This is a genomic window from Micromonospora sp. CNZ309 (assembly GCF_002846525.1).
In genome coordinates this window covers 7,111,780-7,135,998 of sequence record NZ_PJNG01000001.1, presented here as the reverse complement: position 1 = coordinate 7,135,998, position 24,219 = coordinate 7,111,780, and the positions used below count along the sequence as shown (strand labels likewise).

The following is a 24,219-nucleotide window of genomic DNA, read 5'->3' as shown; positions in this document are numbered from 1 at the left end:
GTCGTGGCTGTGCCGGTGGTAGACCCCTCGCTGAACTCCGTCTCCGAGCCCGTCGCGGCCGAGCCGACGCGCCGGCTGCGGCGTCGGCCCTCCCGCGCCGACGTACTGGCCATCGGAGCCTATGTCCTGCTCGGCGTTCTCGTGTGCCTGAACTACTGGGCGGACGTGCACAACCGGGTGTCGTCGCACCTGCCCACCGACCACAGCTGGTTCGAGTGGCTCTTCTCGCACGGCGCGTACTCGGTGCGGCACCTGGAGAACCCGCTGTTCACCGAGCGGCAGAACGCCCCGGACGGGGTGAACATGATGGCGAACACCTCGCTGCTCGGGGTGACGCTGCCGCTGGCGCCGCTGACCATGCTCCTCGGCCCGCAGGTCATGTACGCGCTCTACCTGGGCGGCGCGCTGGCCGCGACCGCCGGCACGTCGTACTGGATGCTGTCGCGGCACCTGGTGCGCTCCCGCGCGGCGGCCTTCGTCGGCGGCGCGTTCCTCGGCTTCGCGCCGGGCATCGTGCACCACGCCAACGGCCAGCCCAACTTCGTGTCGAACTTCCTGCTGCCGCTGATCGTGGTGCGGGTGCTCCGGCTCGGCGAGCCCGGCCGGTGGCGGCGCAACGGCATCGTGCTCGGCCTGCTGGTGGCGTACCAGATCTTCATCAACGAGGAGATGCTGCTGCTCACCGCGCTGGCCTGCCTGGTCGTCGTGCTCGCGTACGCGATCATGCGCCCGGCGCGGACGCGGGCGGTGGCCGGCACCTTCGCCGCCGCGCTCGGCGTCGGCGGCGGGTTGGCGCTGCTGCTGACGGCCTACCCGATCTGGTTCCAGTTCAACGGCCCGCAGTCCTACCGGGGCTTGCAGGGCGGGGTGTTCCACAGCTGGGGCGAGGACCTGGCCGCCTTCGTCACCTTCGCACGGGACACCGTGGCGGGCGACGAGGCCGTGGAGAAGACCATCGGGCTCACCGAGCAGAACACCTGGTTCGGCTGGCCGCTGGTGCTGCTGTCGGTGGTCGCCCTGGCGCTGCTGGTCCGCCGCTCCCTCGCCGCCCGGATCCTCGCCGTGCTGGTGGTGGTGTTCACGGTGGCCTCGATCGGTCCGAAGGTGCGGATCAACGGGGTGGAGACGGATACGGACGGTCCCTGGGCCTACATCTCCGACGACCTGCCGCTGGTCGAGATGATGATGCCGACCCGGCTGGCCCTGGTGGTGGCGGCGGCGCTCGGCGTGCTGCTCGCCCTGGCCTGGGACACCGTCGCCCGCAGCGGCCGCCCGTCGGTGCCGGCCCCCCGCGCCGGCACCGACGACAGCGCGGCCGGTGCCGACGCCGCCGGGCCGCGACGGCGCTGGCTGCGCCCGGTCGGGTACGCGGCCGTCGCGCTCGCCGTGCTGCCGCTGTTCCCGCGCCCGCTGCCGGCGCAGCCCGTCGAGCCGCCGCCGCACTTCATCACCGCCGGCGGCTGGCGCCCGTACGTGCCGGACGGCCGGACGCTGGTGCCGGTGCCGATCCCGAGCAACGTGCACGGCCTGCCCACGCTGCGCTGGAGCGCTCTGACGCAGCACGCGTTCCCGATCCCGGGCGGCTACTTCATCGGGCCGAACGAGCGGGGCGAGGGTGTCTTCGGCGCGCCGAACCGGCCGACCAGCACCCTGATCTACTCCACGATGGACAAGAACGCGGTGCCCGCGCTCACCGAGGAGAACCGCCGCCAGGCGGTCGAGGACCTGCGCTTCTGGCGGGCCTCCGTGGTCGTGCTCGGCGCGCATCCGCGCGAGGCGGCCCTGCGAGAGCTGATGACGGCGCTGATCGGCCCGCCCCAGCGCGTCGACGACGTCTGGCTCTGGGACGTCCGGCCGCTGGTGGGCTGACGGCTCAGCCGACCAGGGGGCGGACGTCCCAGACGTGGGCGCCGGCCACCTCGCGGCCGGGGCCGAGGAGCGCGTCGACCGTACGCCGGACCGGGTCGCCGTGGTGCAGGCCGCCCTGGACCACCAGGGCGGCGCGCCAGTGGCGCAGGTCCTCGACCGCCTGGCGACGGTGCTCGTCGGTGACCACCGGCACCTCGCCGGTCTCGGCGACCCGGCGCAGCAGCGCGGCGGTGGGGCGGTCCGGGGCGCCCCACCGCGCGGTCGGATCGTCGGCGGCCCGGGGGCCGATGAAGTAGCCGCCCGGAGCCGGGAAGGCCAGTCCGGTGCGGGCCGACCAGAGCATCGCCGGGCTGACCCCGGCGCCGGTCACCGGCGGCACCGGGACCAGGGTCCGGCCCGGCGGCACGTGGGCCCGCCAGCCGCCCTCGGCCACGAACGCCGGCACGGGCCAGGCCGGCACGGTCCGGATCGGGGTGGGGATCAGCGGCAGCAGCGCGGCGGCCACCGCCCCGCCCCAGAGCAGCCGCACCGGCACGGCACCCACCCGGGCCTCGGCCCCGGCCTCGGGGCGCAGTCGGCCCGCCCCGGCCTCGGGGCGCAGCCGGTCCAGGGAGAGGGCGAGCAGGATGCCCAGCACCGGGACGCAGACCAGCGGGAAGCGCGCCGGCACCGCGTGGTCGAGCAGCGGCAGCTCGGCGACCAGCCGGTACGGCCCGGGAATGCCGGTGGAGGTGCCGTCCAGGCGGACCTGCTCGCCCAGCGAGAGCAGCGCGAAGAGCAGCCCGCAGGCGGCCAACGCGCGCACCAGCGGCCGGCGCCACAGCCAGATCACGATCACCACGGCGAGCACCAGCAGCCCGGGGCCGAAGAAGGAGTTCTCCTCGGTGGGGTTCGGCGCGAGCAGGCCGGGCAGATGGTCGTCACCGAGCACCGTCTGCCGTGCCGAGGCGGTGAAGGACGCGGCGTCGAGCTGGTAGCCGTACGCGTGGAAGGGCATCCCCCGGTAGTGGCCGGGGCCGAAGAACTGGAACCACAGCGGGTACGCCAGCAGCGGCAGCGCGACCGTCACCCCGATCGCGAGCCGGCCCAGCAGCGCGGGTACCAGCCGGCGTGCCGTCGCCCGGTCGGCCGCCGCGTACGCCAACGTGAACGTGCCGGCGGCGAGGACCAGGAAGAACGCCACCTCCTCGCCGAGGAAGACCTGGTACGCCACCAGCAGCCCGAGCAGCGTGCCGTGCCGCCGCAGCCGGCGCGGGTCGGGGTGGAACACCAGCGCCAGGATCACCGGCACGAGGAACTGCGCCGCCATGTGCAGGTGCGCCCCGGCCTGCGCGACCATGCCGGGGGCGAAGCCGCAGAAGAGCCCGCCGACGGCCGCCGCGGCCCGGGAGTCGACCAGCCGGTGGCGCAGCAGCGCGTACCAGGCGGTCGCGGTGCCGGCGAGGCAGCAGACCACGGCCACCAGGAACGCGACCTGCGAGCCGAAGAGCAGGGTGACCGGCGTCAGCGGCACCCCCAGACCCAGCACGGAGGTGTTGGCCATCAGGTTCACCCCGTCCGGGGCGTTCAGCTCCGCGCTGTACAGCGGGTTCTCCAGGCGGGTCACCGCCCGGGCCGCGCGGGCCAGCATCCACTCGAAGAGGATCTGGTCGCCGGCCTGGTGGAACAGCCGCCCGGGGCGGCCCCACTGGCCGACGGTCAGCAGCACCGCCAGGGCGAGGTAGCCGGCGACGACCAGCGCGTCCGGCGCGCGTACCGGCAGCCGGCGGGACCGCCGGGCGGGTGTCGCCTCGGCGGTGCCGGTCGCCGCCGGGGCGGCCATCAGGCCGGTCGGTCCGTCAGCGCCCGGACGTCCCAGACCCAGACGTCCAGCTCCCGCCGGCCAGGGCCGACCAGTTGCTCGACGGTGCGCCGCAGCTGCTCGGAGTGGTGCTGGCCGACCGGGAGCACGAGGATGGCCGCCCGCCAGTGCCGCAGCTCGTCGAGGGAGCGGCGGCGCTGCCGGTCGTCCAGCTTCGGGATGCGGCCGGTCGAGGCGACCTCCTCCAGCAGCTGCCCGACGCCGCTGGGCCGGCCGCCGAAGCGGCCGGGGTCGCCGGTGTTGCCGTTGCGCGGCGCCAGGAAGTAGCCGCCGGGGATCTTGAAGTCGAGGTTGGTGGAGGCGGCCCAGCGCATGCCGTGGGTGTGGCCCATGTTCGGCACCGGGATCGGCACCAGGGTCTGGTCCGCACCGACGTAGCCGCGCCACCGGTCGGCGGTGATGAAGTCCGGCACCGGCGGGCGGGAGGTCACCTTCAGCGGCATCGGCGCGATCGGCAGCAGCGCGAGGACGAGGCCGGCCACGGTGAGCGTACGCAGCGTCCGCCGCTCCAGCGGCAGCGCCCGGGAGCGCTCGACGGCCAGCGCCAGCAGGATGCCCACCACCACGCTGGTGATCAGGCCGAAGCGGGTGGGCACCACCGCGTCGAGCAGCGGCAGCCGGACCAGCCACTCCCAGGGCCCGGTGAACAGCTCCCGGTGCCACCAGGACACCCGCTCGCCGAGGGAGAGCACCGCGAAGAACGCCCCGGTCGCGGCGAGCGCCCGCACGAGCATCTCCCGGCGCAGCCAGGCCACGATGCCCACGGCGATCAGGGCGAGGCTCCAGCCGAAGAAGGCGTTCTCCTCGGAGTAGTTCGGCGCGAGGTTGACGTTGGCGCGTTCGTCGCCACCGATCGTCGGCGAGCCGGGGGCGAAGAAGGCCGCGATGTCGTTGCCGTAGTCGCGGACCGCGTCGCTCAGGCCGTGGTACGCCATCGGCCCCGCGAACTGGACGTAGAGCGGGTACGCCAGCAGCGACCCGGCGAGCACGGTGCAGATCGCGAGGGCCTTGGCCAGGGGCCGCCAGGCCGTCGACCAGAGCGCGGGCCGCTGGGCGAGCACGGCGAGCAGGAAGACCCCGCAGGCGAGCGCCGTGAAGAGCAGGATCTCCTCGTTGATGAACGCCTGGGCGGTGACCATCAGGGCCAGCAGCACGCCGTCGCGCCACGGTCGCGCCGACCGGGTGATGACCAGCACCCGCCAGACGATGAACGGCAGCAGGAACTGCGAGATGATGTTGGGGTGCCAGTTGGCGTGCGACAGCATCGCCGGCGAGAACCCGCAGAACCAGCCGCCGACGGCCGCCGCCAGCGGGCTGCGCACGACGTGCCGGGAGAGCACGAAGTACCAGGCCGAGGCGGTGCCGGCGAGCGCGAGCGTGACCAGCACCACGAAGGTCACGGCCGGCCCGAAGAGCAGCGTCACCGGCACCATCGGGATGCCCAGCGCGAGGATGGCCGTGTTGGCCATCAGGTTGACCCCGTCGGGGTAGTTGAACTGCTCGGTGAAGAACGGGAACTCGCCGTGCAGCACGACGCGTACCGAGTGGGCGAGGAAGAACTGCACCTGGGCGGGGTCGCTGCTGTAGAGCGAGGCCACCCGGCCGGCCGGGTCCACCCAGATCTGGCTGGTCACCCACACCGCGGCGAGCAGGAACAGGCCGAAGACCGTGAGGTCCTGCCGCCGCCGGCCCCACCGTCGGGGCCGGGCCGCGGCGTCCGCCCCGCCGGAGGGGGTGGCGGCGTCGGTCGTCGCGGCGGCCACGCCGGGACCGGCGTCGCGGGCGGCCCCGTCCGGCGTACGGTCACCGGGGTCGACGGGCGGCGCCACGGGTTCGGACGCGGGGGCCTCGGCGGCGTCGGATTCCGACCAGGATTCGGCGCGGGTCTCGGCAGGCGTCACAGTCGGCGGAGTCTACCCGAGCGGGACATTCACCCTGAAACCACGGCACTGTCCTCTGTGGTTCGTGTCGGGCAGGGGCCCCGACCTGGGCGCGGGCGGCCGGCGAGGTGGCGCGTCCCGGTGATCCGACATCTCGTACTATGGCGCTTTCCGTTGAACGACGGCTGAGGCGATCGAGGGGGCGTACAGGTGGCTCCAGTCCGCCGGCGCGGCATCACGGCCACCGCACTGCTGACCCTGCTGCTCACCGCGACGGCCTGCGGGCCGGTGGCCGACCGGCAGCCGGGCGACCTGCGGGCCGGCTACGACAGCCTGGACGGCGACCTCACGGTCTGGCCGCCTCGCGGCACGCTCGCGGGCGACGACGCCGTCCGGTCGGCCGTGACCGGGGCGGTGCGCGACTGGCGGTCACCGGCCGACGACCGGGTGCACCTGCCCACGTCCGGGATCCTCTGGTCCGGCGAGGTCGACGGCGCGCCGCTGGCGCTGGTGGCCGCCGACGTGCCCGGCGAGAGCGCCTCCTGGCTGCTCCAGGTCACCGCCGAGGGCGGCCGGTACGCGGTCACCCGCGCCGCCGAGTACACGGACCCCGGCTACCTCGTCTACTCCGACGTGCTGCCCGTGCACACCTCCGACGGGCGGCGCTACCTCACGTCGGGCCGGGTGCAGCGGCTGCTCGGGCCGGACGGACGCGCCCTGCGCGACACCGACGGCCTCACCGAGCCGGTGGACGTGCCGGCCTGCCGGGCGGTGCCGGTGACCGCCACGCTCAAGGCCACCCGGGCGCTGCCCCGGGGCCGGGCCGCCGACCGGCTGCTGGACCTCGGCACCGGCACCACCGACCCGCGCTACCCGCTCGTACGCGACGAGAGCGGCTCCGGCAAGCGGGCCCTCACCGGCCTGGACACCTGCGTGCTCGCCGGCGAGGATGGCCCGTTCGGCAGCGTCCCCCGGCGCATCGGCGACCGGGACGCGCCGCGCTCGGTGCCGTCGTCGTGGCCGATGACCAAGCTGACCGTACGCACCCTGGGCGAGGTCGCCCTCGGCGGCGGCGAGCCGGCGGAGCTGGAGCAGCTGACCTGGGAGACGGCCGACGGCACGATGACCGCCGTGGTCTACCGGCCCGCCGACGGGGGCGCCGCGGTGGTCTCCCCCGCCGACCGGTCCCACCCGTTGCAGACGTACAAGCTGCCGGTGCCGGGTCAGCCGCTGGCCGTGCTGAGCTGGCGGCCGACCGCCGACAGCTCGCTGGCGACGCCGCCGGACACGCTGCGGCTGGTGGACCGGCCGGGGCTGGTCGTGGTGCCGATGCCGACCCGCTCGGAGACGTTCAGCCTCGCCGAGGCGGAGAAGACGCACTACCGCTCCCTCGGCGGTCGCTGACCCGGCACGCGAAACGCCGACGGCGGGCGTCCCGGGCGACCGGGGCGCCCGCCGTCGGCGGTCGGGGGCTCAGTTCGGCGCGGTCGCGTCGTCGGCGGTGATCACCGGCTCGACCGGCTCGACCGGCTCGACGTCCAGCCGGGAGATCCAGCCGGTGACGTCGCGGGCCACGTCCTGCGCGGTCAGGCCGAGGTCGGCGAGGATCTGGGCGCGGGTGCCGTGCGGGTGCCAGTCGGCCGGTACGCCCAGGTCCTTCAGCGGCACCCGGACGTCGGCGTCCCGCATCGCCTGGGCGAGGGCGTCGCCGACGCCACCGACGCGGACGCCGTCCTCGACGGTGACCACGAGCCGGTGCCCGGCGGCCAGCTCGACCAGCTCGGCCGGCACCGGGCGCACCCAGCGCGGGTCGACCACGGTGACCCCGAAGCCCTGCCCGGCGACCCGGGTGGCGACCTCCATGCCGAGGTGCCCGAACGAGCCGACCGCGACCAGCAGCACGTCCTTGCGCGCCGACTCGGCCAGCACGTCGACGGTGCCGACGCGGCGCACGGCCGGCAGGTCGGCGGCGACGGTGCCGGTCGGGAAGCGGACGATGGTCGGGCCGTCGTCGACGGCCACCGCCTCGCGCAACTCCTCGCGCAGGGTGGCGGCGTCGCGGGGCGCGGCGATCCGCAGGCCCGGCACGACCCCGAAGACGGACATGTCCCACATGCCGTAGTGGCTGGGCCCGTCCGGGCCGGTGATGCCCGCCCGGTCCAGCACGAACGTCACCGGCAGCCGGTGCATGGCCACGTCCAGCAGGACCTGGTCGAAGGCGCGGTTGAGGAACGTCGCGTAGACCGCCACCACGGGGTGCAGCCCGCCGAGCGCCAGGCCGGCGGCCGAGGTGGCCGCGTGCTGCTCGGCGATGCCCACGTCGTAGACCCGGTCGGGGTGCTTGCGGGCCAGCTTGGCGATGCCGGTCGGCTCGGCCATCGCCGCGGTGATGCCCACCACGTCGGGCCGCTCGTCGGCGATCGCGACCAGCTCGTCGGCGAAGACGTGGGTCCACTTCACCGAGGGGGCGGCGACCAGCTTGCCGGTCTCGATGTCGAAGGCGCTGCCCGGGCCGTGCAGGCAGTCGGCCTCGTCCTCCTCGGCCGGGCGGTAGCCGTAGCCCTTGCGGGTGACGGCGTGCACGATCACCGGGCCGCCGAAGTTCTTCGCCGCGCGCAGCGCCGACTCGACCGCGGCCACGTCGTGCCCGTCGACCGGGCCGACGTACTTGATGCCGAGGTCCTCGAACATGGCCTGCGGGGCGACGGCGTCCTTGATGCCCCGCTTGACCGCGTGCAGCACCTCGTACATCGGCCGGCCGACCAGCGGCGTCGAGCCGAGCGCCTCCTTGACGGTGTCGAGGACCTTCTCGTAGCCGGGGTTGAGCCGCAGCGAGGAGAGGTGGTCGGCGAGGCCGCCGATGGTCGGCGCGTAGGACCGGCCGTTGTCGTTGACCACGATCACCAGCGGGTTGCGGGCGGTGGCGATGTTGTTGAGCGCCTCCCAGCACATGCCGCCGGTGAGCGCGCCGTCGCCCACCACGGCGACCACGCTGCGCTGCTCGCCCCGCAGGGCGTACGCCTTGGCCAGGCCGTCGGCGTAGGACAGGGCGGTGGAGGCGTGCGAGTTCTCGATGAGGTCGTGCTCGCTCTCGGCCTGGCTCGGGTAGCCGGAGAGGCCGCCGCGCTGGCGCAGCCGGTCGAAGCCGGTCTGCCGGCCGGTGAGGATCTTGTGCACGTACGCCTGGTGGCCGGTGTCGAACAGGAGCCGGTCGCGCGGGGAGTCGAAGACCCGGTGCATGGCCAGGGTGAGCTCCACCACGCCCAGGTTGGGACCGACGTGCCCGCCGGTGCGCGAGACCTTGGCGATCAGGAAGTCCCGGATCTCGGCGGCGAGGACGTCCAACTCCTCGGCGGACATCCGCTTGACGTCCTGCGGACCCCGGACGGTGGCCAGCAGCCCGGTGTGGTGGACCGTGCCCTCTTCAACGCTCATGACGCAAGAGTCTATCGGCCGTCCGGTACTCCGCAGCCTGGCCCGGACGCCCGCCCACCCGCCGGGGGCGCTGAGCGCCAGGTCAGGTGCCGGATGGATCGCGGGCGCCAGGGACGGTCAGGTCACGATCCGCAGCCGCCGGGGCGCCGCCGCGGACGGGACGCCCCGGTACGCCGGGCCGGAGGGGGTCCAGGAGCCCAGCACGCTGGCCCGGGTGGCGCCGGTCACCGAGGGCAGCGCGCCGGGCAGCCCGTGCCAGGAGAGCCAGCCCAGCAGCGCGAACGCGTACGCCTCCTTGGCCTGCGCGGGCACCCCCAGCTCGTCGGTGGTGCGCAGCCGCCAGCGACCCGCCCCGAGGGCGGCCAGCCGGGCGGTCAGCGTCGGGTTGCGCACGCCGCCGCCGGCCGCGACCACCTCCGCCACGCCGTGCCGGTCGCACTCGGCGGCCACCACCCGGGCGGTCAGCTCGGTCAGGGTGGCGAGCACGTCGTCGGCCGGCACCGCCTCGCCGAGGGCGGCCAGCCCCGCGTCCAGGTAGTCGGCGTGGAACAGCTCCTTGCCGGTCGACTTGGGCGGCGGCGCCGCGTAGTACGGCTCGGTGAGCAGCAGCTCCAGCAGGCCGGGGTGCACCCGACCGGCCGCCGCGCGGACGCCGTCGAGGTCGCAGGGGCGGTCGAGGAACCGCCGCGCCGCCGCGTCGAGCAGCGCGTTGGCGGGCCCGACGTCGTACCCGAGCACCGGCGCGCCCGGCGCGAGGACCGTGAGGTTGGCGATGCCACCCAGGTTGAGCGCGGCGCGCGGGGCCGCGCCGTCGACCGGGTCGAGCAGCAGCGCGTCGAAGGCCGGGACCAGGGGCGCGCCCTGCCCGCCGGCCGCGACGTCCGCCGAGCGCAGGTCGCTGAGCACGGGTACGCCGACCCGGGCGGCCACCCGGGCCACCGCGCCCAGTTGCAGGGTGCCCCGGGCGCGCCCGCCGTCGACCCAGTGGAAGACCGTCTGCCCGGGCGAGACCACCGCGTCGACCGCGCCGCCGGCCAGCTCGACGCCGAGGGCCGCCGCCTCGGCGAAGACCTCGCCGAGGCGGTTGTCCAGCCGACAGACCGCCTCGATCGTGGTGCTCCCGGGCGGCAGCAGCGCCCCGATGCCGGCGCGCAGCCCGTCGTCGTAGTCCAGGCCGCGATGGCCCAGCGGGCGCAGCAGCAGCGTGTCGCCGTCGAGGGTGAACTCGGCGGCGGCCACGTCCACCCCGTCGTAGGAGGTCCCCGACATCAGCCCGACGATCTTCATCGCGTCAGGCTAGCGGGCGGCTCCGTCGGGCGGCAGGAGCAGACCGACCAGCTCGACGTGCTGGGTCATCGGGAACAGGTCGAAGCCGCGCAGCGCGGCCAGCCGCCAGCCCAGCCCGGCGAAGGTGCGCACGTCGCGGGCGAAGGCGGCCGGGTCGCAGGCCACGTACGCGACCGCGCGCGGCCCGGCGGCCACCACGTCGCGCACCACCCGGGCGCCCGCGCCGGAGCGCGGCGGGTCGAGCACCACCACGTCGACCGGCCCGGTGATCCGGCGGCGGGCCAGCGCGGTCTCCACCCGGGCCGCTACGACCTCCACCCCGGGCAGGTCGCGCAGGTTCTCGCGGGCGGCGGCGACGCCCTGCGCCGCCGACTCGACCAGGGTGACGCGGCCCGTCTCGCCCACCCGACCGGCGAGCGCGGCGGCGAAGAGCCCCGCCCCGCCGTAGAGGTCCCAGGCCCGCTCCCCCGGGCGCGGGTCGGCCAGCTCCAGCACGGCGCCGACGAGGGTGTCGGCGGCGGCCGGGTGGACCTGCCAGAACGACGAGACCGGCAGCGTCCACTCTCGGCCGGCCGCCACCTCGCGCACGCGTTCCGGGCCGCTCACCGGGTGGGGCACCCCGTCGGCGACGGCGGTCACCGCCACGTCCCCGCCGGTGGAGGCGACCGTCTCGACCGCGTCCGCGTCCGGCCAGCGCGCCCCGGTCGGGGCCAGCACGGGCAGCTCCCGGATCGCCGGGTGGGCGATCAGGCAGCGGTCGATCGGGACCACCTCGTGCGAACGGTGCTTGAGCAGGCCGGCCCGGCCCGCCCCGTCGACGGCGTAGCGGACCCGGGAGCGCCAGCCGAGCGGCCCGCCGGGCAGCGCCTCGACCCGCACGCCGAGGGCGTCCAGCTCGGCGTCGGTGAGCCCACCGAGGCGGGTGAGCTGCTCGCGCACCACCGCGACCTTCCAGTCGAGCTGCGCGGCCGGGGCGACGTGCTGAAGGTCGCATCCGCCGCAGCGGCCCGGCTTCGCGTACGGGCAGGGCTGCTCGACCCGCTCCGGGGCGGCCTCGAGCACGCTCACCGCGTCGGCCCGGACGAACCCCTTGTGCACCTCGGTCACCTCGGCGACCACCCGCTCACCGGGCAGCGCGTGCCGGACGAAGACGACCTGCCCGTGCACCCGCGCGACGCAGTGCCCGCCCGGCGCGACCGCCCCGACGGTCACCTCGACCCGCTCGGCCTCCTCCAGCCCCCGGCCGTCCTCCTGCGGGCTCACCGCTCACCCCCACCACTCGGGCCGCCCTCGCCGGGCGGCGCGGACACGACGGGCGGGACGCTCGGCGGCAGGGTGCCGCGCGGCGCGACCCGGGGACCGCGCGCCGGGCCCCGGGTCAGGGTGGCGTCCAGCCGGTCCAGATCCTTGCCGGCGGTCGAGGCGAGCTGCCACGGCACGCTGGTCACCATCACCCCCGGTTCGAAGAGCAGCCGGCCCTTCAGGCGCAGCGCGCTCTGGTTGTGCAGCAGGTTCTCCCACCAGCGCCCCACCACGTACTCCGGGATGAAGACCGTGACCACGTCGCGCGGCGACTCCCGGCGCAGCCCGGCCACGTAGTTCAGGATGGGACGGGTGATCTCCCGGTACGGGGAGTCGACGACGGTCAGCGGCACGGGCAGGTCCCGCCGCTCCCAGTCCGCCTGAAGGTCCCGGGTGTCCTTGTCGTCGACGTTCACGGTCACCGCGGTCAGCGTGTCGGGCCGGGTGGCCCGGGCGTACGCGACGGCCCGCAGGGTCGGCTTGTGCAGCTTGCTGACCAGTACGACGGCGTGGTTGCGGGCCGGCAGCACGGCGCGGCCCTCGTCCGGCGGGGTCAACTCCGCGGCGACCCGGTCGTAGTGCCGGCGGATGGCCAGCATCAGCGTGTAGATCATCGCCATCGCGGCGATGGCGATCCACGCGCCGAGCAGGAACTTGGTGACGAGCACGATGACCAGCACCGTGCCGGTCATCGCCATGCCGAAGGTGTTGATCGCCCGGGAGCGGAGCATCCGCCGCCGCGCCTGCGGGTCCCGCGCGGTCTTCAGATGCCGGTTCCAGTGCCGGATCATGCCGGCCTGGGAGAGCGTGAACGAGACGAACACGCCGACGATGTAGAGCTGGATGAGCCGGGTCACCTCGGCCTGGAAGCCGACGATCAGCACGATCGCGGCGACGGCCAGGAAGACGATGCCGTTGGAGAAGGCCAGCCGGTCGCCGCGGGTGTGCAGCTGCCGGGGCAGGTAGCGGTCCTGGGCGAGGATCGAGCCGAGCACCGGGAAGCCGTTGAACGCGGTGTTCGCGGCCAGGAAGAGGATCAGCGCGGTGACGCCGGCGACCACGAAGAGCAGCACCGAGCCGGAGCCGAAGACCGTCTCGCCGAGCTGGGTGGTGACGGTCTTCTGCACGTACCCGTCGGGGCCGGAGATGATCTGGAGCTTCGGGTCCTCCACGAACTGCAGGCCGGTGAGCCGGGACAGCCAGATGATGCCGACCAGCATGGCCACCGAGATGGTGCCGAGCAGCAGCAGCGTGGTGGCCGCGTTGCGGCTCTTCGGGGCCTTGAACGCCGGCACCCCGTTCGAGATCGCCTCCACGCCCGTCAGCGCCGCGCAGCCGGAGGAGAAGGTGCGCAGCAGCAGGAAGACCAGGGCGAAGCCGGTGACGCTGTGCTCGGCCTGGATCTCCAGGCCGGCGCTGGGCGCACGCAGGTCGTGGCCGAGCACGAAGACCCGCACCAGGCCGGTGAGCAGCATCCCGACGATCACGATGATGAAGCCGTAGGTGGGGATGGCGAAGGCCGTGCCGGACTCCCGCAGGCCGCGCAGGTTGACCGCGGTGAGCAGCACCACCGCGGTGACGGCGATCAGCACCTTGTGGGTGGCCACGAACGGCACCACCGAGCCCAGGTTCGCCACCCCGGAGGAGACCGAGACGGCGACCGTGAGCACGTAGTCGACCAGCAGCGCGCTGGCCACCGCGACGCCCGCCCGGGGGCCGAGGTTGACCGTGGCCACCTCGTAGTCGCCGCCGCCGGAGGGGTAGGCGTGCACGTTCTGCCGGTAGCTGGCGACGACGGTGAGCATCACCACCACGACGGCCAGGGCGATCCACGGCGAGAAGAAGTACGCCGAGGCGCCGGCGATGGAGAGCGTCAGCAGGATCTCGTCGGGCGCGTACGCGACGCTGGAGAGCGCGTCGGAGGCGAACACGGGAAGCGCGATGCGCTTGGGCAGAAGCGTGTGCTTGAGCCGGTCGGACCGGAACGGTCGACCGAGCAGCAGCCGCTTCAGCAGCGAGGTGGGTCTGGCCACAACCGCCAAGCGTACGACCACGCTGGTGGGCGTCGCGGGGTGGTCGATCGCGACCGCGCGGGCGGGCGGAGTACCGTCGGTCCGCGTCCGCGCCGGGAACGTGGCAGGCTCGCAGACGGCACCCTCACCGGCCGGGCGTTGCGCACCTTGAGGAGGGACGCGGTGCATGTCGTGATCATGGGTTGTGGCCGCGTCGGCTCGACCCTCGCCTACAGCCTGGAGTCCCGGGGGCACTCGGTCGCGGTCATCGACCAGGACGCCGACGCCTTCCGCCGCCTCGGCCCCGACTTCGCCGGGATCACCGTCACCGGTGCCGGCTTCGACGGGGAGGTGCTCCGGCAGGCCGGCATCGAGCGGGCGGACGCCTTCGCGGCCGTCTCCAGCGGCGACAACTCCAACATCATCTCGGCCCGGCTCGCCCGGGAGACGTTCGGCGTGTCCCGGGTGGCGGCGCGGATCTACGACCAGCGCCGCGCGCAGGTCTACGAGCGGCTCGGCATCCCCACCGTCGCCACCGTCCGGTGGACCGCCGACCGGATGCTGCGGCACCTGGTGCCCGAGGGGAACGTGGAGATCTTCCGGGACCCGACGAGCACGGTGTCGATCGTCGAGGTGCCCGTGCACAAGGACTGGGTGGGCCGGCCGGTACGCGCCCTGGAGGAGGCGACCGGGGCCCGGGTGGCGTACCTCATCCGCTTCGGCATCGGCACGCTGCCGACCCGCTCCAGCGTCGTCCAGGAGGGCGACCAGATCTTCATGCTGGTCACCGACGACATCGCGGCGACGGTCACGTCGGCGGCGGCGGCGCCGCCGGAAGGAGGGCTGTGAGCATGCGTATCGCCATCGCCGGTGCGGGCAACGTGGGCCGCTCGATCGCCCAGGAACTGATCGACAACGGCCACCAGGTGATGCTCATCGAGCGTCAGCCCCGGATGCTGCGGCCCGACCGGGTGCCGGCCGCCGACTGGGTGCTGGCCGACGCGTGCGAGCTGGCCAGCCTGGAGGAGGCCGACATCGCCGGGTGCGACGTGGTGGTCGCGGCCACCGGGGACGACAAGGCCAATCTGGTGGTCTCACTGCTGGCCAAGACCGAGTTCGCGGTGCCCCGGGTGGTGGCCCGGGTCAACCGGGCCGAGAACGAGTGGCTCTTCACCGAGCAGTGGGGCGTCGACGTCGCGGTGAGCAAGCCGCGGGTGATGGCGGCCCTGGTCGAGGAGGCGGTCACCGTCGGCGACCTGGTCCGGCTGATGACGTTCCGGCAGGGCGAGGCGAACCTGGTGGAGATCACCCTGCCGCCGGCCGCCCCGTACGTCGGGGAGCCGCTGCGCGCGGTCCCGCTGCCCCGCGACTCGGCGCTGGTGGCGATCCTGCGGGGCAAGCGGGTGCTGGTACCCACGCCGGACGACCCGCTGGAGGCCGGCGACGAGCTGATCTTCGTGTGCACGGCGGAGGTCGAGGACGCCGTCCGCACGGTGATGCTCGGGGCGGACAGCGTCGAACGCACCCGTGGGCAGCGCTGAGGCGGCGGCTCAGCCGCCGGGCTGTGCCGTGAGCCGGCTCAGCCGCCGGGCAGTGCCTCCGGCTCCGACTCCCGGGTCACCCGCCGGACCGTCCAGACCGTGATCAGCAGCAGCAGCACGTACGGCGGGTAGCCCAGCACCAGCCGCGCCACGCCGAGGGCCGTGTCCTGGTGGGCGAGGTAGAGCCCGGCCTGCACGCCCACCTTCGCCAGCCACACCACGCCCCAGAGAACGGTGAGCCCCGTGAAGGTCCGGACGAGGCGCGGGTCGTCGCGCCACTCCGAGCGGCCCTTGGCCACCAGCACCGACCAGATCCACCCCACCAGCGGCTGACGGACCGCCGCCGAGACGAGCAGGGCCAGCCCGTAGCCGATGCCGTAGAGGATGCCGGGGAGGTAGAAGTCCCGCTCGTCACCGGTACGCCAGGCGATCGCGGCGCCGACGGCGATGCCGAAGAGCCCGTTGACCGCGTGCCGTACCGGCCGGCGCTGCGCCAGCCGCAGACCGGCGATCACGAGCGCCACCGCCACCGAGGCGATCACGGCGGGCCGCAGCTCGCCGATGATGTTGGCCAGCACGAAGACGACCACCGGGATGCTGGACTCGACCAGCCCCCGCCAGCCGCCGAGCTGGTCGGCCATCTGCTCGGCGAGGGTGGGCAGCGGCTCCTCGCCCTGCGGGTCGCTCTCCGGCTGTGCCGCCCGGTGCTGTCCCGTCGTCATCGCACGCCTTCCGTCCGCCGCGGCCACCGGGTCACTTCGGCGGTTCCAGCTCGTAGTACGGGTTGTAGATCACCTTACGGTCGTCGCGCACGGCCACCCGCCCGCGCGCGGTCAGGTGCCGGCCGGGTTCGATCCCGGCGATGTGCCGCCGGCCCAGCCAGACCAGGGTGACCACGTCGCTGCCGTCGTAGAGGTCCGCCTCCAGCGTGGGCAGGTTGGTCCGCGGGGTGTAGACCACCGTGCGCAGCCTGCCGGCCACGGAGACCACCTGGCCCCGCGTGCACTGCCCGGCCGGGACACCGCCGTGCTCGGCGCTCTCCCGGCGCAGCTCCTGCGCCTCGATCTCCGCCTCGCTCGCGGTGAGCCGTCGCAGCATGCGGCGCAGCGAACCCCGGCCCTCGTCGGTCGACATGACCTCCGCGTCACCCTCTCCACGCTGGCCGACGCGTCGCCGGCACCCGGGCGGGCCCCGGCGACGCCGGAACCGTCCCGCCAGCGTACGCCGACGGGGCCGGTCCCGGCGCGTCGTGCCGGACGGTCAGGCCTCGCGGGGCGCGGGCGCCGGGTTGCCGTCGGCCGCCGCCTGCTCGCCCGCCTGGTCGGTGACGTCGCGGGGCAGCCGCAGCGGCAGCGGCTCACGCACCGGCTTGGCCTCCTGGCCCCGGTCGACCACGAGGCCGTCGAGGCACTCCGCGAGCGGGCCCGCGGCGCCCGGATCGGTGGCCGCGTCGCCCTGGTAGACGCCGCGGACCATCCAGCGCGGCCCGTCGATGCCGACGAAGCGCAGGTCGGTCAGCCCGTCCGGGGTACGCACCCGGGCGCGCAGCTCGGTGCCGTACTCGCCCTGGACCTCCTGGGCGGCGGCGCCGTCGTTGAACAGCGACTGGCGGATCTCCTCGCGCACCTCGTCCCAGATGCCCTCGGAGCGCGGCGCGGCGAAGACGCCGAGCTGGAGCGCGTTCGAGCCGTGCACGAGCACGACCTGCTGGATCACGCCCTCCGGGTCGGCCTGCACCCGCACCTCGACGTCACGCACCGCCGGGATGTGCAGGCTGCCCAGGTCGAGCCGCTGCACCCCCTCGGGCGCCTCCGAGAGGTCGTACGGGCCGCGGGCCGGGGCCGACTCCTCGTGGGAGTCGAGGACCTCGGTCGTCCGCTCGTCGCGGGCGTGCCGTGCGGCACTGTCCCGCTTCCGGGAGAAGATCACTGCGCCAACCCTCCGCTGTTCGTGCTCACCCTGCCACCTCTTCCGTCCGGCCGCCTGCCCGGTCCCGCTCTTCCCGTCGCGCGTCCGGCACGTCCGGCGCCCGCCGTGCGTCCAGGGTCGTGCCCTGGCCGCCACCCGTGGGGGACGGCGCCAGGCCGGCGTGGCCGCCCGTGGAGCCGTGCCCGCCGCTGCCGCGCCGGGACTCCGGCAGCTCGGTCGCCGGACGGAAGTCCGCCCGCGCCACCCGCTGCACGACGAGCTGCGCGATGCGGTCGCCACGGGAGATCTTCGCCGGTGTCTCCCGATCATGGTTGATCAGGTTGACCAGGATCTCACCCCGGTAGCCGGCGTCGACCGTACCGGGCGCGTTGAGCACCGTCACGCCGAGTCTGGCCGCGAGCCCCGAACGGGGGTGGACGAGGCCCACGTACCCCTCCGGCAACGCGATCGCCACGCCGGTCGGGACCAGGGCCCGGCCGCCGGGTGGCAGCTCGACGTCCGCCGCCGCCACCAGGTCTGCCCCGGCGTCACCGGGATGGGCGTACGCCGGCAGCGGCAGCTCGGGGTCGAGCTGCCGTACGGGCACGGGTACGACGTCGGTCACGGTTCCCCTCTTCCGTCCGATTCCTGGGGTGTCCCTGCCATCCTGCCGGTTCCGTCGGGCTTCGTGCGCCGTACCCTGGCAGGAGTGAGCCTGTCACCATCCTCGCCCTCCCCGGCGCCGGCCGCCGCGAGCCCCCCGCAGTACGCCGAGCGGCTCACTCTGCCCTGGTGGCTGTGGCTGGGCGGGCTGGGCGCGGCGGCGCTGCTCGCCCTGGAGGTCTGGATGGGCGCGCCCGGCGTGCGCGCCTGGCTGCCGTTCGTGGTGCTGCTGCCGGCGACCGTCGCCGGCCTGGTCTGGCTCGGCCGGATCAGGATCGCCGTACGCGACGGCGAACTGCGGGTGGACGACGCCCGGCTGCCGGTCCGGTTCGTCGCCGACGTCGTCCCGTTGGACGCCGCCGGCCGGCGTGAGGTGCTCGGGGTCGGCGCCGACCCGCTGGCGTTCGTGGTGCAGCGGCCGTGGGTCCCCGGCGCCGTCCAGGTGGTCCTCGACGACCCGGCCGACCCCACCCCGTTCTGGGTGGTCAGCACCCGCCGCCCGGTCGAGCTGGCCGAGGCGCTCCTCGCCGCCCGCGACGCCGCCCGGCCCTGAACCCGCCGCGACGCGGTGGCGCCGCCCGTCCGTGAGTCGTCCCGGCTCCTGCCGGACCTGGAACACCCCGCGACGCCTCGGTGGTCCCGGGGCCGCCCGTGCCTGAGTCGTCCCGGCCGCTGCCGGACCTGCCCCCGGCGGGTCAGTCGGCGCCGGGGAGGGCCGGCGGGCTGCCCGGCAGGGCTTTGGACCGGCGACGCAGGTCGCTGCGGAGCTGGTCCGCCATCGTCCGGGTGGCCCGGCGGTTGAGGTAGCTGGCCACCGCCGCCCCGGTGAGGAAGGGGCCGAGGGTGGTCAGGTTGCGGCCGAAGCGCTTGAGCAGGGTGTCGCGCAGTTCCTTGCGCGCTGCGGTGCCCAGCACGGCGCCCACCCCGACGCCGGGCATCATCGGGTTGATCCCCCGCTGCCCGGCCCAGGACTGCACCAGCGCGACCGCCCGCTGGGTGCCGCCGGCCGGCACCGGCGCCCCGTAGACCTCGTGCAGCTCGCCGATCAGCTTCAGCTCCACGGCCACCACGGCGACCGTCTCGGCGGCCAGCAGGACCGGAGCGGAGAGCAGGGTCGGGGCGACCGCCCACTCGACCGCCGCCACTCCTCCGCCGGCGGCGCCGATCCCGGCGGTCGTCCGCGCGGCGTTGCGCACCAGCCGCTCGGCCAGCTCCTCGCCGTCCAGGCCGTCGAAGTGCCGACGCAGGGTGGCCAGGTCCCGTACGGGCACGTGGGGGGCGATCTCGGCGACCGTGTCGACCATCCAGCGCACCGCGCTCTTCGGCTTGAACAGGTCGGTCAGCCCACGCGCGCGTGCCTGCCCGACGAGTCGGCCGAGCAGTTGCCGCCGGCGGGCCGGCTCGATGTCGTCGGCGGTCAGCGCCGCGACGGTGGCGCCCAGCTCGTCCGCGCCGCGCGCGGACGCGACGTCGGCCTGGCCACCACCTGCGGGCACGGTGCCGGCGTGGTCACCCCGCGCGGGCACGGTGCCGGCGTGGTCACCCCGCGCGCCGGGCTCGCCCACGACGCCGGTGCGGGGCGGGTCGGTGCCCCGCGTGCCGCCGGACTCGCTCCGCTCGCTCATGCCCGACCTCCCGAATGGACCGACGTCGACATGACGGTCACCCGTCAACGAGTCAAGCAGGTCCCCGGGGGTACCGCACGGCGACTCGATCAGCGGCGGCCCCGACGAGGGAGCCGCCGCTGGTGCGGACGCACGATGTCAGACGCACTCGCGGCAGATGAGCTCGCCGTTGCGTTCCACCGCCAACTGGCTGCGGTGGTGCACGAGGAAGCAGCGGGCGCACCGGAACTCGTCCTGCTGCATCGGCAGCACCTTGACCGTGAGTTCCTCGTCCGCCAGGTCGGCGCCGGGCAGCTCGAAGCTCTCGGCCACCTCGGCCTCGTCGACGTCCACGGCGCCCGACTGTGAGTCGACGCGTCGGGCCTTGAGCTCTTCCAGGCTGTCCTCGCCGAGGTCGACCTCGTCGCGACGCGGGGCGTCGTAGTCGGTGGCCATCGGTTTCACTCTCCCATATCGATGTTGTCGCTTCCGGTTGTAACGCCGGACGACGCTGTTTCGGTTCCGCTGGCCGGCCACCACTTGTGTCGGTCACCCGACCCGAAGACAGCACGGACGGAGGCATCCCCAAGGAACACCCGGCGAGCGCGGAACATACCCCCCCTTTGGGCGAGGCATGTATACCGCCCTCGTGGCTGAGATGTACGCCCCCGCACGCGAAGTTGTTCCCAATGTGACTCAGGCGACACGAAGATAGGGGTAGTACTACCCGGTTCCCGGGTGGCGCGCCGGCATGTCCGGCTGTTTCCACGCGACGGCCGGACAACCGTTAACCTCAGCGGCGTACTCGACGGCCGGCGGGGCGGCCCGTCCACCGGCGGCCGCCACCACCCACCCACTGTCCGGGGAGCACCCTGATGAGCTTTGCGCGAGTGCGAGCACTCGTTGTCGTCGGCCTGCTGGCGGTGCTGGCCCTCGTCTTCGTGGTCGTCGCGCTGGTCCGCGACACCCAGAGCAGCGCCGGCCTCGCCGGAGGTTGCCCGGAGGGCTGGCCGATGGCCGACGTGACCCTGCGGGAATCCAAGGACGTCAAGATCAACGTCTACAACGCGACCGACGAGCCGGGTCGGGCCAGCACCGTGGCGGACGACTTCCGCAACCGCAAGTTCCAGGTCAAGAAGGTCGGCAACGAGAAGAAGCAGATCGACGACATCGCGGTCCTGCGCTACGGCCCGAAGGGAGTCGGCTCGGCGCACCTGCTGCGGGCGTACTTCCTCGACAACGCCGAGTACGACTACGACGCCAAGCGCACCGACGACGTCGTGGACGTGGTGCTCGGCAGCAGCTTCCAGCAGCTCGCCACCACCACCGAGGTCAACCAGTCCCTGGGCGACCTCGGCGCGCCGGTCGCGCCGGCCGGCTCCTGCCCGGTGTCCGAGGACGACTGACCGCGCCGCGCCCCCGGTTCCGCCGGGGGCGCGGGCCGGCCGGTCAGGGACCGCCCGAGGCGTCCAGGTCGGCGAGGCGGTCGTGCAGCGGCTTGAACAGCGCCGACGGCGCGGCGATCACCAGGTCCGGGCCGGCCGGCAGTCCGCCCAGCCCGGCGACCAGCAGCCCGGCCTCGGTCGCGACCAGGGCGCCGGCGGCCTGGTCCCAGGCGGCGAGCCCCTTCTCGTAGTAGGCGTCCACCCGCCCCTCCGCCGCGAGGCAGAGGTCCAGCGCGGCGGCGCCGAAGCGGCGGATGTCACGGATGTGCGGGATCAGCTCGGCGACCACCCGGGCCTGGTGGGCCCGGCGCCCGGGGTCGTAGCCGAACCCCGTGGCGACCAGCGCCTGGCCGAGGTCGGTCTCCGTGGAGCAGCGCAGCCGCTCGCCGGCGCGCCAGGCGCCCCCGCCGACGGTGGCCGTCCACTCCTCGCCGGTGCTGACGTTGCGCACCACCCCGGCGACCACCTGGCCGTCGACCTCGGCGGCGAGCGACACCGCGCAGTGCGGGATCCCGTAGAGGTAGTTGACGGTTCCGTCGATGGGGTCCACGATCCAGCGGACCCCACCGGGGCCGACCGGGCCGGTCTCGCCCACCCCGTACTCCTCGCCGAGGACGGCGTCGCCCGGCCGCAGCCGGCGCAGCGCGTCGATCACCTGCCGCTCGACCGCCCGGTCGGCGGCGGTCACCACGTCGGTGACCGTGCTCTTGGTGGCGGCCACCGAGACGCCCTCGACCCGCATCCGGTGCGCGGTCGCGGCCGCGTCGCGGGCCACGTCGACCGCGATCTCCAGCAGTTCCGACGGCGTCGAGCGATCCATCGTTCGTCCCCTTCCCACACGGCCGGGGTGTTCCGGGCCACGCGCGGTACCATCCTTACAAAGTCCACATCTGCGTCGAATCGGCGGCCCCCGCCGCCGGTCCGCCGTGCGGCGACGGATGATCGCCGCAGACGGCGTTACAATTCACCCCTGCCCACGCTGCGACGGACCGCCAACGACCGGCCGGCCCGGGACACGGGGGTCCCTCAACCACATCGCCCGGCAAGGTGCCCCGCTCTGCGTCGGACGACCCGGCCGTGCTCGCTCTTCGCCTCCGGAAGGTCATTCGTGACAGAACCCCGCCAGACCGGCGCCGACGTTCGCTCGCTCACCGACACTCTGATCGCCCACGCGCAGAGCGCCGGTGGTCAGCTCACGTCGGCTCAGCTCGCGCGCACCGTCGAGTCCGCCGAGGTGACTCCGGCCCAGGCCAAGAAGATCCTGCGGGCGCTCTCCGAGGCGGGAGTGACCGTGGTGGTGGACGGCTCGGCGAGCACCCGCCGCCGCGTCGCCGCCGCTCGATCGGCCACCCCGGCGTCCCGGGCCACCACCGCCAAGACCACCAAGAAGGCCGTCGCGCCCGCCCCGAAGCAGGCGCCCGCCGCCGACGAGGCTCCGGCGCCCGCCCCGCGCAAGGCCGCCCCCCGCAAGGCCGCCGGCACCACCGCCGAGGTGGCCGCCAAGGCCGCCGCGCCGGCGAAGGCGACCAAGTCGACCCGGGCCACCAAGGCGACGGTCGCGGCGGCCGGCGCCAAGCCGACCAAGGCCGGCGGCAAGGCCAAGGGCGAGGGCGAAGGCGACATCGACCCGGAGGAGCTGGCCGCCGAGATCGAGGACGTGGTCGTCGAGGAGCCCGCGGAGCTGACCCGGGCCGCCGAGACCGACGCCGCCAACTCGGCCAGCGACAACGACTTCGAGTGGGACGACGAGGAGTCGGAGGCGCTCAAGCAGGCCCGCCGCGACGCGGAGCTGACCGCCTCCGCCGACTCCGTCCGGGCGTACCTCAAGCAGATCGGCAAGGTCCCGCTGCTCAACGCCGAGCAGGAGGTGGAGCTGGCCAAGCGGATCGAGGCCGGGCTCTACGCCGCCGAGCGGCTGCGCGCGTCCGAGGAGGGCGAGGAGAAGCTCACCCGCGAGATGCAGCGGGACCTGGGCTGGATCTCGCGCGACGGCGAGCGCGCCAAGAACCACCTGCTGGAGGCCAACCTCCGGCTGGTCGTCTCGCTGGCCAAGCGCTACACCGGCCGCGGCATGGCCTTCCTCGACCTGATCCAGGAGGGCAACCTCGGCCTGATCCGCGCGGTCGAGAAGTTCGACTACACCAAGGGCTACAAGTTCTCCACGTACGCCACCTGGTGGATCCGACAGGCGATCACCCGCGCCATGGCCGACCAGGCCCGCACCATCCGCATCCCGGTGCACATGGTCGAGGTCATCAACAAGCTCGGCCGCATCCAGCGCGAGCTGCTCCAGGACCTGGGCCGCGAGCCCACCCCGGAGGAGCTCGCCAAGGAGATGGACATCACACCGGAGAAGGTGCTGGAGATCCAGCAGTACGCCCGGGAGCCCATCTCGCTGGACCAGACCATCGGCGACGAGGGCGACAGCCAGCTCGGCGACTTCATCGAGGACTCGGAGGCCGTGGTCGCGGTCGACGCGGTCTCGTTCTCGCTCCTGCAGGACCAGCTCCAGCAGGTGCTCCAGACGTTGTCCGAGCGTGAGGCGGGTGTGGTACGCCTGCGCTTCGGCCTGACCGACGGCCAGCCGCGCACGCTGGACGAGATCGGCCAGGTCTACGGGGTGACCCGGGAGCGCATCCGGCAGATCGAATCCAAGACGATGTCCAAGCTGCGCCACCCGTCGCGTTCGCAGGTGCTGCGCGACTACCTGGACTGATCGCGATCGTCAACCGAACGTGTCGTTTTGATCACCTGGCGTGCAACGTCGGAAGGTGACCGTGCGGTTGCACGATTGTGATCGTTGACGTGGCACCCTTGGTGCACGGCACACTGTCCGTGCCATGTGTGACCTCGGTCCCCCGCGGGCACACAGGGAAGGCAGCGCCGGGACAGGGTGTTGCACGATAGGTGAGCAACGACCGAAGAGATTGTTCATCGGTGACGACCAGAGGAGGAAGGCGATGACCCCGACCCTCACGCCGCCGCCCGAGACGGTGGCTCCCCCAGCCGCCGATGAACGGTGCGACCGCTGCAATGCTGCCGGCAAGCTCCGGATCACTCTGGCGGGTGGGAGCGAACTGGTGTTCTGTGGGCACCACGCGAACAAGTACGCGGAGGATCTCGTGAAGATCACCGTGCGATTCGCGACGGACCCGGAGTTCAGCTGGCGTGGCGCCGATCTGATGGCGAACTGAGAGATTTCGCAGATCCACGACATAGCCGGCCGGAGGCCCCCGCAAGGGGCCTCCGGCCGGCTTTTCGGGTCCTTCGGGCCGATGGCGCCGTCTCTGGTGCCAGCCGATGGCGATGCCCACCCGGGCGTCCCTACGGGCTGGCGCCGTCCCTCGGACCGGGCGGCGTCCCGCCGACCGGAGGCGTCGCTCTCACCGGAGCCGTCCGCCGTGCCGGCGGC

21 protein-coding genes are annotated in these 24,219 nt (G+C 74.1%); 8 read left to right on the top strand and 13 right to left on the bottom strand.

Annotation, left to right across the window (positions count from 1 at the left end):
• The first annotated feature begins 3 nt into the window (after window positions 1-3).
• Window positions 4-1,869 carry a DUF6311 domain-containing protein gene (locus tag CLT72_RS30790; RefSeq protein ID WP_101414734.1) on the top strand — a complete coding sequence of 622 codons (1,866 nt, stop codon included), beginning with the start codon at window positions 4-6 and terminating at the stop codon, window positions 1,867-1,869.
• Window positions 1,870-1,873: 4 nt separating this feature from the next.
• Here the strand turns inward: CLT72_RS30790 and CLT72_RS30785 are convergent, their stop codons facing one another.
• Both CLT72_RS30785 and CLT72_RS30780 read right to left on the bottom strand, forming a co-directional pair.
• On the bottom strand, window positions 1,874-3,691 hold the full coding sequence (locus CLT72_RS30785) for a glycosyltransferase family protein (RefSeq protein WP_486484355.1): 1,818 nt from the start codon (window positions 3,689-3,691) through the stop codon (window positions 1,874-1,876).
• A complete protein-coding gene (locus tag CLT72_RS30780) occupies window positions 3,691-5,493 on the bottom strand; it encodes a DUF6311 domain-containing protein (RefSeq protein WP_396801293.1) in 1,803 nt (600 codons plus the stop codon). Before CLT72_RS30780 ends, CLT72_RS30785 begins: the two co-directional genes overlap by 1 nt.
• 327 nt (window positions 5,494-5,820) lie before the next feature.
• Between CLT72_RS30780 and CLT72_RS30775 the strand changes: the two genes are divergently transcribed.
• Window positions 5,821-7,014, top strand: coding sequence for a hypothetical protein (locus CLT72_RS30775; protein WP_101414732.1), 1,194 nt, complete (start codon window positions 5,821-5,823; stop codon window positions 7,012-7,014).
• A gap of 69 nt (window positions 7,015-7,083) precedes the next feature.
• On the opposite strand, the gene dxs is transcribed toward CLT72_RS30775, so the two are convergent.
• The 4 genes from dxs to CLT72_RS30755 all read right to left on the bottom strand — a co-directional run bounded on the left by dxs (window position 7,084) and on the right by CLT72_RS30755 (window position 13,667).
• Window positions 7,084-9,045 carry a 1-deoxy-D-xylulose-5-phosphate synthase gene (dxs, locus tag CLT72_RS30770; RefSeq protein WP_101414731.1) on the bottom strand — a complete coding sequence of 654 codons (1,962 nt, stop codon included), beginning with the start codon at window positions 9,043-9,045 and terminating at the stop codon, window positions 7,084-7,086.
• 117 nt (window positions 9,046-9,162) lie between these two features.
• On the bottom strand, window positions 9,163-10,332 hold the full coding sequence (locus tag CLT72_RS30765) for an anhydro-N-acetylmuramic acid kinase (protein WP_101414730.1): 1,170 nt from the start codon (window positions 10,330-10,332) through the stop codon (window positions 9,163-9,165).
• A gap of 9 nt (window positions 10,333-10,341) precedes the next feature.
• Window positions 10,342-11,595, bottom strand: a complete 1,254-nt coding sequence (locus CLT72_RS30760) for a class I SAM-dependent RNA methyltransferase (RefSeq protein WP_101414729.1) — start codon at window positions 11,593-11,595, stop codon at window positions 10,342-10,344.
• Window positions 11,592-13,667 carry an APC family permease gene (locus tag CLT72_RS30755; protein WP_101414728.1) on the bottom strand — a complete coding sequence of 692 codons (2,076 nt, stop codon included), beginning with the start codon at window positions 13,665-13,667 and terminating at the stop codon, window positions 11,592-11,594. The genes CLT72_RS30760 and CLT72_RS30755 overlap by 4 nt, the downstream gene beginning before the upstream one ends.
• A 162-nt stretch (window positions 13,668-13,829) precedes the next feature.
• Between CLT72_RS30755 and CLT72_RS30750 the strand changes: the two genes are divergently transcribed.
• Window positions 13,830-14,495, top strand: coding sequence for a potassium channel family protein (locus tag CLT72_RS30750; RefSeq protein WP_101414727.1), 666 nt, complete (start codon window positions 13,830-13,832; stop codon window positions 14,493-14,495).
• Between the two features lie 2 nt (window positions 14,496-14,497).
• Window positions 14,498-15,187: a potassium channel family protein gene (locus CLT72_RS30745; protein WP_101414726.1), complete on the top strand. Its 690-nt coding sequence runs from the start codon at window positions 14,498-14,500 to the stop codon at window positions 15,185-15,187.
• 38 nt (window positions 15,188-15,225) lie between these two features.
• Here the strand turns inward: CLT72_RS30745 and CLT72_RS30740 are convergent, their stop codons facing one another.
• The 4 genes from CLT72_RS30740 to dut all read right to left on the bottom strand — a co-directional run bounded on the left by CLT72_RS30740 (window position 15,226) and on the right by dut (window position 17,720).
• The gene (locus CLT72_RS30740) at window positions 15,226-15,909 is read right to left on the bottom strand and encodes a DUF3159 domain-containing protein (RefSeq protein WP_089001386.1); all 684 of its coding nucleotides are present in this window, start codon (window positions 15,907-15,909) and stop codon (window positions 15,226-15,228) included.
• A gap of 31 nt (window positions 15,910-15,940) precedes the next feature.
• Window positions 15,941-16,321 carry an OB-fold nucleic acid binding domain-containing protein gene (locus CLT72_RS30735; protein ID WP_089001387.1) on the bottom strand — a complete coding sequence of 127 codons (381 nt, stop codon included), beginning with the start codon at window positions 16,319-16,321 and terminating at the stop codon, window positions 15,941-15,943.
• 126 nt (window positions 16,322-16,447) lie between these two features.
• Window positions 16,448-17,116 (bottom strand): DUF3710 domain-containing protein, encoded by a 669-nt coding sequence (locus tag CLT72_RS30730; protein ID WP_089001388.1) that lies wholly within the window; start codon window positions 17,114-17,116, stop codon window positions 16,448-16,450.
• A 25-nt stretch (window positions 17,117-17,141) separates the two neighbouring features.
• Complete coding sequence (gene dut / locus CLT72_RS30725) at window positions 17,142-17,720, bottom strand: dUTP diphosphatase (protein WP_350821083.1); 579 nt, start codon at window positions 17,718-17,720, stop codon at window positions 17,142-17,144.
• 90 nt (window positions 17,721-17,810) lie between these two features.
• Between dut and CLT72_RS30720 the strand changes: the two genes are divergently transcribed.
• Complete coding sequence (locus CLT72_RS30720) at window positions 17,811-18,311, top strand: DUF3093 domain-containing protein (RefSeq protein WP_089003619.1); 501 nt, start codon at window positions 17,811-17,813, stop codon at window positions 18,309-18,311.
• Window positions 18,312-18,453: 142 nt separating this feature from the next.
• On the opposite strand, the gene CLT72_RS30715 is transcribed toward CLT72_RS30720, so the two are convergent.
• Window positions 18,454-19,383 carry a hypothetical protein gene (locus tag CLT72_RS30715; protein ID WP_350821084.1) on the bottom strand — a complete coding sequence of 310 codons (930 nt, stop codon included), beginning with the start codon at window positions 19,381-19,383 and terminating at the stop codon, window positions 18,454-18,456.
• Window positions 19,384-19,521: 138 nt separating this feature from the next.
• Window positions 19,522-19,818: a DUF4193 domain-containing protein gene (locus CLT72_RS30710; protein ID WP_007075406.1), complete on the bottom strand. Its 297-nt coding sequence runs from the start codon at window positions 19,816-19,818 to the stop codon at window positions 19,522-19,524.
• A gap of 434 nt (window positions 19,819-20,252) precedes the next feature.
• Between CLT72_RS30710 and CLT72_RS30705 the strand changes: the two genes are divergently transcribed.
• Complete coding sequence (locus CLT72_RS30705; protein WP_199184680.1) at window positions 20,253-20,768, top strand: LytR C-terminal domain-containing protein; 516 nt, start codon at window positions 20,253-20,255, stop codon at window positions 20,766-20,768.
• Between the two features lie 43 nt (window positions 20,769-20,811).
• Here the strand turns inward: CLT72_RS30705 and CLT72_RS30700 are convergent, their stop codons facing one another.
• Window positions 20,812-21,627 (bottom strand): inositol monophosphatase family protein, encoded by an 816-nt coding sequence (locus CLT72_RS30700; protein WP_101414724.1) that lies wholly within the window; start codon window positions 21,625-21,627, stop codon window positions 20,812-20,814.
• 288 nt (window positions 21,628-21,915) lie between these two features.
• On the opposite strand from CLT72_RS30700, the gene CLT72_RS30695 reads away from it, so the two are divergent.
• Together CLT72_RS30695 and CLT72_RS30690 are read left to right on the top strand one after the other, a co-directional pair.
• Window positions 21,916-23,523, top strand: a complete 1,608-nt coding sequence (locus CLT72_RS30695) for an RNA polymerase sigma factor (protein WP_101414723.1) — start codon at window positions 21,916-21,918, stop codon at window positions 23,521-23,523.
• Window positions 23,524-23,767: 244 nt separating this feature from the next.
• Window positions 23,768-24,001 (top strand): DUF7455 domain-containing protein, encoded by a 234-nt coding sequence (locus CLT72_RS30690; RefSeq protein WP_074474066.1) that lies wholly within the window; start codon window positions 23,768-23,770, stop codon window positions 23,999-24,001.
• Window positions 24,002-24,219: the final 218 nt, after the last annotated feature.

Bases quoted from the DNA above. Each gene is read 5' to 3' on its own strand.
- CLT72_RS30690 (WP_074474066.1), top strand. From the start codon at position 23,768: ATGACCCCGACCCTCACGCCGCCGCCCGAGACGGTGGCTCCCCCAGCC.
- CLT72_RS30710 (WP_007075406.1), bottom strand. From the start codon at position 19,818: ATGGCCACCGACTACGACGCCCCGCGTCGCGACGAGGTCGACCTCGGC.
- CLT72_RS30745 (WP_101414726.1), top strand. From the start codon at position 14,498: ATGCGTATCGCCATCGCCGGTGCGGGCAACGTGGGCCGCTCGATCGCC.
- CLT72_RS30715 (WP_350821084.1), bottom strand. From the start codon at position 19,383: ATGAGCGAGCGGAGCGAGTCCGGCGGCACGCGGGGCACCGACCCGCCC.
- dxs (WP_101414731.1), bottom strand. From the start codon at position 9,045: ATGAGCGTTGAAGAGGGCACGGTCCACCACACCGGGCTGCTGGCCACC.
- CLT72_RS30740 (WP_089001386.1), bottom strand. From the start codon at position 15,909: ATGACGACGGGACAGCACCGGGCGGCACAGCCGGAGAGCGACCCGCAG.
- CLT72_RS30765 (WP_101414730.1), bottom strand. From the start codon at position 10,332: ATGAAGATCGTCGGGCTGATGTCGGGGACCTCCTACGACGGGGTGGAC.
- CLT72_RS30785 (WP_486484355.1), bottom strand. From the start codon at position 3,691: ATGGCCGCCCCGGCGGCGACCGGCACCGCCGAGGCGACACCCGCCCGG.
- CLT72_RS30735 (WP_089001387.1), bottom strand. From the start codon at position 16,321: ATGTCGACCGACGAGGGCCGGGGTTCGCTGCGCCGCATGCTGCGACGG.
- CLT72_RS30700 (WP_101414724.1), bottom strand. From the start codon at position 21,627: ATGGATCGCTCGACGCCGTCGGAACTGCTGGAGATCGCGGTCGACGTG.